General features: G+C 73.6%; 8 protein-coding genes, 1 tRNA gene and 1 pseudogene. 2 read left to right on the top strand and 8 right to left on the bottom strand.

The features are described 5' to 3' along the window. The 4 genes and pseudogenes from ACFV5N_RS17790 to ACFV5N_RS17775 form a co-directional block, all read right to left on the bottom strand. Positions 1-259: pseudogene (locus ACFV5N_RS17790) on the bottom strand (ABC transporter permease); the annotation flags it as partial. A 7-nt stretch (positions 260-266) separates the two neighbouring features. Next, entirely contained in the window at positions 267-1,322 is a 1,056-nt protein-coding gene (locus tag ACFV5N_RS17785) for an ABC transporter permease (protein WP_385600412.1), read from the bottom strand. Beyond that, on the bottom strand, positions 1,319-2,914 hold the full coding sequence (locus ACFV5N_RS17780) for an ABC transporter substrate-binding protein (RefSeq protein WP_385600409.1): 1,596 nt from the start codon (positions 2,912-2,914) through the stop codon (positions 1,319-1,321). The genes ACFV5N_RS17785 and ACFV5N_RS17780 overlap by 4 nt, the downstream gene beginning before the upstream one ends. A 147-nt stretch (positions 2,915-3,061) precedes the next feature. After that, a complete protein-coding gene (locus ACFV5N_RS17775) occupies positions 3,062-4,048 on the bottom strand; it encodes an acetylxylan esterase (RefSeq protein ID WP_385600406.1) in 987 nt (328 codons plus the stop codon). A gap of 98 nt (positions 4,049-4,146) precedes the next feature. Here ACFV5N_RS17775 and ACFV5N_RS17770 point away from each other — a divergent pair, with 98 nt between their 5' ends. Together ACFV5N_RS17770 and ACFV5N_RS17765 are read left to right on the top strand one after the other, a co-directional pair. Further along, complete coding sequence (locus ACFV5N_RS17770) at positions 4,147-5,577, top strand: lipase maturation factor family protein (protein ID WP_385600403.1); 1,431 nt, start codon at positions 4,147-4,149, stop codon at positions 5,575-5,577. A 60-nt stretch (positions 5,578-5,637) separates the two neighbouring features. Continuing rightward, positions 5,638-5,711: transfer RNA gene (locus ACFV5N_RS17765), tRNA-Pro, on the top strand. A gap of 1,513 nt (positions 5,712-7,224) precedes the next feature. On the opposite strand, the gene ACFV5N_RS17760 is transcribed toward ACFV5N_RS17765, so the two are convergent. From ACFV5N_RS17760 to ACFV5N_RS17745, 4 genes are all read right to left on the bottom strand, one after another. Next, positions 7,225-8,055 carry a hypothetical protein gene (locus ACFV5N_RS17760; RefSeq protein ID WP_385600402.1) on the bottom strand — a complete coding sequence of 277 codons (831 nt, stop codon included), beginning with the start codon at positions 8,053-8,055 and terminating at the stop codon, positions 7,225-7,227. Next, positions 8,052-9,362 (bottom strand): VWA-like domain-containing protein, encoded by a 1,311-nt coding sequence (locus ACFV5N_RS17755; protein WP_385600399.1) that lies wholly within the window; start codon positions 9,360-9,362, stop codon positions 8,052-8,054. Before ACFV5N_RS17755 ends, ACFV5N_RS17760 begins: the two co-directional genes overlap by 4 nt. Next, positions 9,359-10,447: an AAA family ATPase gene (locus tag ACFV5N_RS17750; RefSeq protein ID WP_385600396.1), complete on the bottom strand. Its 1,089-nt coding sequence runs from the start codon at positions 10,445-10,447 to the stop codon at positions 9,359-9,361. The genes ACFV5N_RS17755 and ACFV5N_RS17750 overlap by 4 nt, the downstream gene beginning before the upstream one ends. Positions 10,448-10,576: 129 nt before the next feature. Then, entirely contained in the window at positions 10,577-10,813 is a 237-nt protein-coding gene (locus ACFV5N_RS17745) for a helix-turn-helix domain-containing protein (RefSeq protein ID WP_375061731.1), read from the bottom strand. Positions 10,814-11,016 lie beyond the last annotated feature (203 nt).

Below are 11,016 nucleotides of genomic sequence, written 5' to 3'. Positions count from 1 at the left end.
GGCCGTGGACGCTGCGCAGCAGGATGTCGCGGCCGAGTTCGTCGGTGCCGAAGGGGTGGTCGGCGGAGGGGGCGAGGAGTTTGGCGGTGAGGTCGACGGCCTGCTGGTCCAGGGGGGCCAGCAGGGGGACGAGGAGCGCGGCGAGGGCCGCGGCGCCGGCGAGGGTGGCGGAGGCCCACACCCGTACGGTGCGGGTGGCGCGCCGGGTGGTGGCGCGGGTGTGCCAGGTGTCGGTGGGCCGGGGCGGGGTGCTGGTCATGGCGGGGTCACATCTGGTCGGGGTCGACGCGCGGGTCGGCCAGCCCGTAGAGGAGGTCGGCGAGGAGGTTTCCGGCGAGGACGGCGAGCGCGGAGATCACGGTGAGCGCGGCCAGCAGCGGGAAGTCGGCGGCGGTGGCGGCCCGTACGGTGGCGGAGGCCATGCCGGGCCAGCTGAAGACGGTCTCCACCAGGAGGGCGCCGGTGATGAGTTCGGGGACCCGGGTGCCGATGAGGGTGAGGACGGGGAGCAGTCCGGAGCGCAGGGCGTGGCCGAGCAGGACGGTGCGTTCGTCGATGCCGCGGGCGCGGGCGCCGCGTACCGGGTCCTCGTGCAGGGCGTCCAGGACGCCCTGCCGGGTGTAGAGGACGAACCAGGGCAGCTGGGAGACGGCGAGTACGGCGACGGGCAGCGTCAGGTGGCGCAGCAGGGAGCCGGCGGTGACGGTGTCGGACCCGGTGTCGGTGAGGCCGCCGGCCGGCAGGACGCCGAGCTGGAGTGCGAAGAGCCAGATGGCGAGGAGGGCGAGCCAGAACGGCGGGGCGGCCTGGAGGAGGTAGCTGAGGGAGCTGACGCAGCGGTCGAGGACGGAGCCGGGGCGGCGGGCGGCGAGGACGCCGAGGGTGGTGCCGAGGGTGAGGGAGATGAGGAAGGCGAGGCCGCACAGCAGCAGGGACCAGCCGGCGCGTTCGGCGATGACCTCGGTGACGGGCTGGCGCAGGGTGAGGGACTGGCCGAGGTCGCCGGTGAGGGCGGAGCGCAGCCAGGCCCACCACTGTTCGGCGAAGGTGCCGGAGGCGGCGAGCCGGTCGCGCAGGGTGTCGAGGGTGTCCTGGGAGGCGCCGAGGCCGTCGGAGCCGATGTACTGGCGCACCGGGTCGAAGGGGGAGGCGGCGGCGACGGCGAACATGCCGAGGGTGACCACGGTGAGGACCGGGACGGCGGCGAGGGCGCGGCGGCCGGCGAGCCGGGCGAGGGCGGCCCGGGGCGGGCCGGTGCGGTCCCGGCCCGCCCCGCGGGGGGCGGGGGTGCGGGCGGGGGCCTCGGTGGTGCCGTGGGTCACGAACGGATCCGCCACTTCTCGACGTTCCACCAGGGGCCGTGGCCGAGGCCGTGGTCGTGCGGTTCGACCTGGGTGGTGACGCCGTCCCAGGCGTCCTTCATCACGTAGACGTGGTCGATGTGGGTGAGGAAGGTGTAGCCGGGGTCGGCGGCGAACTCGCGCTGCACGGTGTCGTAGGCGGCGGCGCGTTCGGCCGGGTCGGAGCTGCGGCGGCCGAGGTCGAGCTGTGCGTCGACGGTGGGGTGGGTGTAGCGGGCCATGTTGTTCCAGCCGTCGCCGGCGAGGGAGGAGTGGAGCAGGCCGTACAGCTCGAAGTCGGGGTCGGTGGGGTTGCCGCCGCCGGAGAGGACGGCGTCGGTGTCCAGGCGCGGTTCGATGACTTCCCAGGAGCCGGATTCGACGGTGATGTCGATGCCGATCCCGCGGGCGTCGGAGGCGTAGGCGAGGGCGTGTTCCTGGCGCAGCCGGTCGCCGGCCGGGTACCAGAGGGTGAAGGCGGCGCGCTGTCCGTCCTTGGCGCGGACGCCGTCGCCGCCGGTTCTCCAGCCGGCTTCGTCCAGCAGGGCGGCGGCGGCCCCGGGGTCGTAGGCGCGTTCGGTGCCCTCGGTGAACCAGTCGCTCGCGGTGGTGATCGGGCCGTGGGCGGCGTGTCCTGCGCCGAAGAGGATGGAGTCGACCATGAGGGCGCGGTCGGCGGCGAGGTCGAGGGCGCGGCGGATGGCGCGGTCGCCGGTGACGGGGTGCCCGGAGGGCAGGGTGACGGCGCGGAAGTCGGCGCTCTGGGCGTGCAGGACGGTCAGGCCGGGGTCGTCGGCGAAGCCGGCGGCGAGGTTGGGGGGCAGGACGGCGGCGTCGAGGTCGCCGGTGCGCAGCCGGGTGGCGCGGACGTCGTCGTCGGGGATGACGGCCATGGTGAGGCGGGTGACCTCGGGGGCGCCGTCCCAGTAGTCGGGGTTGGCCTCGAAGGTGAGGCGTTCGCCCTTGGTCCAGCCGGTGAGGAGGTAGGGGCCGGTGCCGATGGGTTCGGTGTTGTAGGGGCCGGTGTTGACGTCGCCCCCGGCGGCGGCGTGGGCGGCGGCGATGGGCAGGACGGTGCGCTCGGCGAACGGCGCGTACGGGTAGCCGAGGGTGAAGACGACGGTGTGGTCGTCGGGTGCTTCGACGGTGTCGATGGCGTCGAGTTCGTCCTTGGCGGGGTTGAGGGTGGCGTCGTCCAGGATGGTCTCGTAGGTGAAGACGACGTCCTCGGCGGTGAGGGGTTCGCCGTCGCTGAAGGTGACGTCCTCGCGCAGCGGGAAGGTGTAGGTGAGCCCGTCGTCGCTGACCTCGGGGAGGGTGGCGGCGAGTGCGGGTTCCAGGTCCAGGTCGGTGGTGTGGCGCAGCAGTCCGTCGAAGATCTTGGAGTTGCCGTCCTTGCCGTAGCCGAGGAGGGGGCTGAGGGTGTCGGGTTCGTTGGCGATGCCGACGACCAGGGAGTCGGCGCCGCCGGCTCCGGCGTTGTCGCCCTCGTCGGGGGTGGAGCAGGCGGCGAGCGTCAGCAGCGTGCCGGCGCCGAGCGCCGCGACCGCTGTCCGTACGGTGCGGGCCGTCATGAGTACCTTCTTCTGAACATGGAACGCTATTGCGAAACGTTCGCAATTAAAGCGCATGTGCGGAAGCCGGGAAAGGGCGGGCACGGTGTCGGACATGACATCGCCCCCGGCGGATGACCGGGGGCGATGCGGGGAAGCACGGGCGGCTCAGCCGGCCGTCGCGCCACCGAGCCCGCGCGCGGCGAGCCAGCGCAGCTGCTCCACCGGCTGCGAACCGCGGCCCCCGGCGTGGTCGCCGAACGGCCACACGGTGATGTCCTTCTCCCCCGCGTACCGGTTGTAGGCGGCGAACACGGTGGAGGGCGGGCAGACCGGGTCCATCAGCGCCACGCTGAAGAGCGTCGGCGCACTGGCACGCGGGGCGAAGTGCAGCCCGTCGAAGTAGTTCAGGGTGCGGAAGACCGCCTCCGGGTCGTGCCGCTGGTGGAAGCCGAGGTACTCGGCTATCTCCGGGTACGGGCCGGCGCTCGCGATGTCGGCGGCGCGGCGGTAATGGCACAGGAACGGCACATCGACGAGGGCGGCGGCCACCGCGTCCCCGGCCAGTCCGGCGGTGGACAGCGCCAGCCCGCCGCCCTGGCTGCCGCCCGCCACGACGATCCGGGACGGGTCGATGGCCGGGTGCTCGCGCAGCGCGTCCACCGCCCGGACGCAGTCGGTCATGATCCGGCGGTAGTAGTAGTGCTCCGGGTCCTGGATGCCGCGGGTCATGAAGCCGCGCACGTACTGGGGGCCGGGCGCCGGGTCGGGGTCGGGCGTCTCGTGGCCCTGGCCCCGGCTGTCCACCACCAGATGGGCGTAGCCGGCGGCGCTCCACAGCAGGTGTTCGGTGTACAGGCCCCGGCCGCCGCTGTACCCGATGTACTGCACCACCGCGGGCAGCGGGCCCCTGGCACCGCGCGGCAGCAGCAGCCAGCCGGCGACGGGCTGGCCGCCCCAGCCGGGGAAGCGGACGTCGAAGACGTCCACGGCGGTCAGCGGCGCGTCGGCCACCGGGGTGTAGACGGCAGGGCCGCCGGCGGCGGCGCGTGCGGTGGCCAGGGTGTCCGCCCAGAAGGTGTCGAAGTCGGCCGGGGCCGGCACCTCGGGGCGGTAGGCGCGCAGTTCATCGAGCGGGAGATCGGTCAGTGGCATGGGGCCTCTTTCTCGCGGGGTAAGGGGCAAGCGCTTACCGGTCCACACCCAAGCCGTTGTTCCCGCCCAGGTCAACGGGTGGATGATACGGATACGGGATGGAGTGGTTCGGTGACCCCGACGCCTGGCTGAGCCGGCTGGTGATCCAGCGCGGACTGGCCCTGATCTATCTGCTGGCCTTCCTCGCCGCGCTGCGCGAGTTCCGCCCGCTGGCCGGGGAGCGCGGCATCACCCCGGCGCCGCTGCTCCTGCGCCGCATCCGGTTCCGGGACGCGCCGGGCCTGTTCCACCTCGGCTACACCGACCGCCGGTTCACCGCCGTGGCCGGCACGGGCGCGGCGCTGTCGGCGGCGGTGGCGCTCGGCCTCGCCGACGCGGTGCCGCTGTGGACCTCGATGCTGCTGTGGACCGTGCTGTGGGCGCTGTACCTGTCGATCGTGAACATCGGGCAGAGCTGGTACGCCTTCGGCTGGGAGTCGCTGCTGCTGGAGGCGGGATTCGTGGCGGTCTTCCTCGGCAACGCCACGATCGCCCCGCCGGTCCCCACCCTGTATCTGCTGATCTGGCTGGTCTTCCGGATCGAACTGGGCGCCGGACTGATCAAATGGCGCGGCGACCGCTGCTGGCGGCAGCTCACCTGCCTCTACTACCACCACGAGACCCAGCCGATGCCCGGCCCGCTGAGCTGGTGGTTCCACCACCTCCCCCGCCCGCTGCACCGGGCGGAGGCCGCGGCCAACCACGTGGCCCAGCTCGTCGTCCCCTTCGCGCTGTTCGCGCCCCAGCCGGTGGGCAGCTGGGCGGCGGCCGTGGTGATCGTCACCCAGCTGTGGCTGATCGCCTCGGGGAACTTCGCCTGGCTGAACTGGCTGACGCTGCTGCTCGCGGTGGCCGCCGTGGACGGCGCCCTCGCCGCCCGCCACCTCCCGCTGCCCGCCCCGCCGGGCGGCCAGGGCGAGGCCCCGGTGTGGTTCGTGGTGCTGACCGGGGCGGCCACGCTGCTGATCGCGGTGCTCAGCTACTGGCCGGTGCGCAATCTCCTCTCCGCGGGACAGGCGATGAACCGGTCGTTCAACAGCCTCCATCTGGTGAACACCTACGGCGCCTTCGGCACGGTGACCCGGCAGCGCTACGAGGTGGTGCTGGAGGGCACCACCGACCGGGAACCGGCCGAGGACGGCACTTGGCGGGCGTACGAGTTCCACGGCAAACCGGGCGCGGTGGACCGCAGACCGCGCCAGTTCGCCCCGTTCCATCTGCGCCTGGACTGGCTGATGTGGTTCGCGGCGCTCACTCCCGGTTACCCGGCGCCCTGGCTGCCCCGGCTGATCGACCGGCTGCTGGCCGGCGACGCCGCGACCCTGCGCCTGCTGCGGGTGAACCCGTTTCCCGACGCCCCGCCCACGTACATCAGGGCCCGCCTGTACCGCTACCGCTTCACGACCCGCGCCGAGCGCCGCGCGACCCGGGCCTGGTGGCACCGGACGGACCTGGGGGACCACCTCCCGCCTCGCGCGAGCACTCACTGATATGCGGTATGGTTCTACTGCACGCCGACAGGGGGCAAAGCCCCAGGTCACACAAGGCACCGGGACGTGGCGCAGCTTGGTAGCGCACTTGACTGGGGGTCAAGGGGTCGCAGGTTCAAATCCTGTCGTCCCGACGGTGCGAAGGGCCTCCGGCCCGGGAGAATCTCCTGGGCCGGAGGCCCTTTCCGCGTTCCGTCCCCGGCGGCGGGCGCTTCCGTTCCGGCGGCCCCGGTTCCGGCGCTCGCGCGGGGACGGTTGACCGCGTCGTATCCGCTCGGAAAAACTGGTGGCACTTTTCGAGGGGAGCGAGCACGTGGTCAATTCACCTGTCGCCCCGGTTGACCTGGGGGATCCGGAACTCTACCGGAGCGGGAAACCGGAAGAACTGTGGGCGGAGCTGCGTGCGCAGTCGCCGGTGTGGCGCAGCACGGGTCCGTCCGGCGATTTCTGGGCGGTGCTGTCGTATTCCGAGATAGCCCGGGTGCTGCGGGATCCGGCGACGTTCGTGTCAGAACTCGGTATGCGTTTGGACCACAATCCGGCGGCCACCGGGGCCGCGGCGGGGACTTCACCGCCGTGGCCGCGCGGCTGCCCGTGGCGACGATCTGCGACATGCTCGGGGTCCCGCCCGCGGACTGGGACTCCATGCTGACCGCACCATGACCGCCTTCCGCGCGACCGCTGCGGCCGATCCGCTGGCGGCGGCCGAGGCGCACGTGGACATCCTGTCCTCCTTCCGAGGAAAAGGCGCCATGGAGGCGGGTAGCCGATATCCGGAAGGGGTTGATTCCACCAGGCCGAGGGCGTCGAGGGCGATCGGCCGCCGGGGCAGCGTCTCCTTGTCGAGTTCGAGTGCGGCCGCTACTTCCGCGGACGTCCCGTCGCGGCCGAGGAAAAAACTCAGCACCCCGTGGCGGTCCGCCAGATGCATGGCGTGCGTGGCGTACATTCCGGACACGGCACGCTCAAGCGCCTCCGGCAGCATTCCTCCACCCCCGCTGAACGGCACTCGCCGGACGCGGCACTACCCGAGCGATCGGAATGCCGAAAGCACGCGAATTGTGTCATTAATCGATTGACAGCGGAATCCGCGAGGGGTCCCAGCCTTTTCGGTGGTTGAGCCGACGATAACGGCGCACCGACAGCGTCCTCGCCCGGCAAATCGGCTACGGGCATGAGCACCTGGCCGGCCTGCCGGAACGGATCACGCTCCCCACCGACCGCCCCCGGCCCGCCGTACGCTCCTACACGGGCGAACTGACCCGGTTCGAACTGGACGAGGACCCGCGCCGCGTGGTGACCGGCCTGGCCCGCGACCCCGCGGAGGTCGTCTCTGCCACCGTCCTCCCCGGGGCCGGGCGCGCCGGCCGCCGCCAGCGGGTCGGCGCCATGGTCTGCGGCCTGCGCGACTACCTGGCTGACCGGATGCCCGCCCACATGGTGCCCTCCGCCGTCGTCGCCATCGCCGACATCCCCCTGACGGTCAAGGGGAACCCGACCACCGAGCCCTGCCCGCCCCCGACTTCGCCGAAAGCGGCCGCGCCCCGCGCACCCCGCAGGAAGAGGTCCGGATGGGCGAGGGGTTCCGCCCGGCCGTCCGCCGCGTGTGGTGCCGGGGCCGGGGCGGCCGGGTGCGTCCGGCAGCCGTCAGTCACCGCCGCCCAGCGCGCGCAGCACCTTGGCCTGTTCGACGTCGGTGCCCTCGGCGCGCAGGGACGCGGCCTCCTCCGCGCCGAAACCCGCCGCCCGCCAGGGCGCGACCTCGTCCAGCGGAATGCCCGCGCGCCACCAGCCGGCCATCAGGGCGAGGGCCGACTCGCCGTCGGCGAGCACCTTCTCCGCCTCGCCGACCGAGAAACCCAGGGCGAGGAAGATCCTGGCCTCGCCGGGGTCGATACCGCGCCGGGCCCAGGGCAGGGCCTCCTCGCCGGTCCAGCCCGACGCGACGAAGCCCCGGGCGACCGCGGCCGGGACGCCCTGGTGCAGCAGCGTCTTCATGGACGCGGCCCGTTCCTCGCCGAGGTTGTCCTTCGCGCTGTCCCGGCGCGGGTTGAGCAGCCGGTAGAGCCAGCTGCGGGGGGTGGGGCTCTCCCCCGCCAGGTGCCGTTCGGCGGCTTCTCGGGCGGAGTAGCCGAGTTCGCGCCAGCGGACCGCGTCGCGCGGGGTCATCCCGGCGCTCAGCCAGGTGTCGACGGTGTACGGGGTGGCGCCCGCGGTACGCCACTGCCGTGCCGAGTCCGGGGCGTAGACCCCGGAGGTGCGCCAGCGCACGGCCTCCTCGACGGCGAAGCCCTCGTCGATCCACCGGCGCGCCTCGGCCAGGGTGAATCCGTGTTCGGGCCACTGCGGCAGCGGCTCGGGGACCGGCGCGTACTCCGGCTCCTGCGCCGGTCCCCGGTGCTCCCTGTCCTTGTGCTCGTCCTTGTCCTTGTCCTTGTCGCGGCCGGGTTCGTCGTCGTCGCTGAATGCCACGGTCATGTCGGTCCCTCCTCCGGGATACGGGCGATGGCCGCCCAGTCGGGCGCGTGGCCGTCCTCGCCGATCAGGCAGACGACGACGTGCGGCCGGGGCCGCCGCTCCGGCCAGGGCGTCTGGCCGTCGGTGAGCACCACGACGAGGTCGGGCCGGGGGCGCAGGCCGGCGGCGGCCTCGATCCCGGCCCGCATGTCGGTGCCGCCGCCGCCGACGAGCCGGATGTCCTCGGCCCGGCGCACGACCTGGACCGGGTGCGGGTGCATGTCGCAGCACAGGGCGCGCAGCCGCCGGTTCGGGCCGGCCACGCCGGTGATGATGGCGGTGACCTCGGCGAGCAGCCGGTCGAGCACGGCGTTGGTGACCGAGCCCGAGGTGTCGATGACGAGCACGGTGTCCGGCACCGGGGAGACCAGCGCGGGCGGCACGATGTCGGTGTACGCGCCCGCCCGGCGGGACGGTCTGCGGTGGCTGAAGTCGGTGTTGCCTGCCACCGTGGACAGTCCCCGGCGGATCAGCGCGCCGAGGCGGGCCCGCCAGTTCACCGTGGGCGCCAGGCGCTCGCCGGCCCAGCGCTGCCAGCCGGAGGGGACCTCGCTGCGGGCGCTGATCCGGTCCTGGATGCCGACGGCGATGGAGCGTTCCAGCAGTTCCCTGTCCAGTTCGGACAGTCCCCCGCCGCCACCGGAGTCCTCGTAGGTGCGGGGCCGCCCGTCGGCGGCGCTGCCGCAGTCGATGGCGTCGGCCAGTGCCTTGCCGCCCCGGCCCATCGCGTCGGCCAGTACGTCCAGCATCGGGACGTACTCCTCGGCCATGCGGTTGGCGGGCAGCCCGAGGGCTTTCGGGGAGATGACCCCGTCCGGACCCGGCAGGTCCTCGGCCTCCAGGTCGTCGTTGATCTCGGCGTCGGCGGCCTGGTTCCAGCGGTGCGCCCGCTCGTCCCCGGCGAGCCCGGCCGCGTGCGTGCCGCCGCCGTCCTCCGGCCGTACCGGGGAGCGGCTCGCGTGCCGGCGGACGAGATGGCCGACGTGGTGGAGCAGCCACCAGCCGATCTCGGGCACCGGGGTGGCCAGCGCGGTCCCGGTCTCCAAGTGGACGTTCCACCGGGTGTCGGCGGGGAAGGCGCGGAACTCCGGGTCGGGCAGCGGCGCCCCGGTGGTGTCGTCGAGGGCGGCCTCGATGACCACCGGGTTGAGGGCGAACACCGCGGAGGCCAGGTACGGGGCGCGGTGGGCGGCCCACAGCCGGGCGGCGGCGAACCGGGCGAGGACCTCGGCCTCCCGCCCCGCCGGCCCCGCGGGATCGGCGGTCATGTCAGCAGCCCCGCCGCGCGCAGGACGGGCGCCAGCTCCAGCATGGTGGTGGGCAGCTTGGCGCCGCTGGGGCGCTGTCGGGCGAGTGCCCGGGCGGCGCTGGCCGCCACGTCGGGCGCGGTGCGGGCGACGCGGCCGACCACGGTCCAGGCCTGTTCCCACACGGGCGCACCACCCTCGGCGGCGACGTGGGCCACGAGCGAGCCGAGCAGCGCGTGCAGCCGGTCGACGCGGTCCGGGAGCGCGGCGTGCGGGTCGTTGAGCAGTTGCACCGGATCGGGCAGGTCGAGGTTGCGTACCCAGGAGAGCAGTTCGAACCCGGCGGCCTCGCCCACGGCGCCCAGGACCAGTTCGGCCAGCACGGCCTCCTCGGCGCCGCTGTGGGCGCAGGCGGCCAGGGCGCGGGCGGCCAGGTCCCAGCTGCGCGGGCTCGGCCAGCCGCGTCCGGCCCGGTCGGGGCTGTCCGGTACGGCGAGCACGAGTTCGGGGCGCACGCGCAGGAACGCGCCGACCGTGGCCCGGGATCCGGCGATCCCGGCCTCGGTGGGTGCCTCACCGCGGGCCAGCTCCGGCACGGTGAACCCGGCGGCCATGCCCTCGGCGATGTCGGCGGCGGAGACCTCCCAGTCGAGGTGGATGAGCCGGTTGGCCAGCGGCGCGGACAGATCCCAGCCGTCGGCGGCCTGTTCGGGCGGGTTGGCGGCGGCGACGATGCGGATCTCGGGCGGCAGCACCAGGTCGCCGACCGTGCGCTCCAGGACGACGCGCAGCATGGCGGCCTGGACGGCGGGCGGCGCGGTGGTCAGTTCGTCGAGGAACAGCATGCCGGTCCCGGAGCGGGCGAGCCGTTCCGCCCAGCGCGGCGGGGCGAACCAGGTGCCGCCGTCGCGGAGTACGGGGAGCCCGGAGAAGTCGCTCGGTTCGCGGATGGACCCGACGACGACTTCCACGGGCATGCCCAGGCTCTCCCCCAGGGCGACCACGGACGAGGTTTTCCCGGTGCCCGGGGCTCCCCAGAGGATGACGGGCAGATTGGCGGCCACGGCGACAGCGACCGCTTGCTGTGTAACGGATTGTGCACCCATGAGGGATTCACCGGATTCCTGTAGCACGGCACCATGTATCCGGATGCGCCCAGCTCGCACACCTCGACCCGGACAGCTTTCACCGGGCTCCGGCGCGAGCGCCGGGGCCGGATTCCGCTGCGAGAGGGGTCAGTCCTGGTTGCGGAACAGCCCCCGGCCGCCGTACTTCTTGTGCACGGCCTGCTTGCTGATGCCGAGGGCGGCGGCGATGTCGGCCCAGGTGCGGCCCTGCGTGCGGGCCCGCCGCACCAGCACCGCCTCCAGCCGCTCCATTTCGCGCCGCATCTCGGCGGCGGCGGCGAGCCCCGCCACGGGGTCCTCGCCCTTGGCCTCCCGTGCCAGCAGCACGAGCTGGTCGATCTCCATGCCTGTCATCCTAGGTTGACAGAGAGAGGCTGTCAACCAAAGTTGACCAACCTGCTCTGACCTGCGGAGACACCGTGATACCGCGCGCCGTGGCCGGGCGCGGGGGGGGGGGGGGGCGCACCCCCCACCCCACCCCCCCCCCGCCCGGCGGCCCCCACGCCGGCCGCACCGGGGGGGCAACAACACACCCCACGCCCCCCCGC

The organism is Streptomyces sp. NPDC059853, assembly GCF_042731495.1.
GTDB lineage: Bacteria > Actinomycetota > Actinomycetes > Streptomycetales > Streptomycetaceae > Streptomyces.
Note: the sequence above shows the minus strand (reverse complement) of the source record. Positions and strands in the feature narration are given on the sequence as shown.

What these genes read in the sequence shown, in the direction of transcription:
- ACFV5N_RS17780 (WP_385600409.1), bottom strand. Translation starts at nt 2,914, where the DNA reads ATGACGGCCCGCACCGTACGGACAGCGGTCGCGGCGCTCGGCGCCGGC.
- ACFV5N_RS17755 (WP_385600399.1), bottom strand. Translation starts at nt 9,362, where the DNA reads ATGACCGCCGATCCCGCGGGGCCGGCGGGGCGGGAGGCCGAGGTCCTC.
- ACFV5N_RS17775 (WP_385600406.1), bottom strand. Translation starts at nt 4,048, where the DNA reads ATGCCACTGACCGATCTCCCGCTCGATGAACTGCGCGCCTACCGCCCC.
- ACFV5N_RS17770 (WP_385600403.1), top strand. Translation starts at nt 4,147, where the DNA reads ATGGAGTGGTTCGGTGACCCCGACGCCTGGCTGAGCCGGCTGGTGATC.
- ACFV5N_RS17760 (WP_385600402.1), bottom strand. Translation starts at nt 8,055, where the DNA reads ATGACCGTGGCATTCAGCGACGACGACGAACCCGGCCGCGACAAGGAC.
- ACFV5N_RS17745 (WP_375061731.1), bottom strand. Translation starts at nt 10,813, where the DNA reads ATGGAGATCGACCAGCTCGTGCTGCTGGCACGGGAGGCCAAGGGCGAG.
- ACFV5N_RS17750 (WP_385600396.1), bottom strand. Translation starts at nt 10,447, where the DNA reads ATGGGTGCACAATCCGTTACACAGCAAGCGGTCGCTGTCGCCGTGGCC.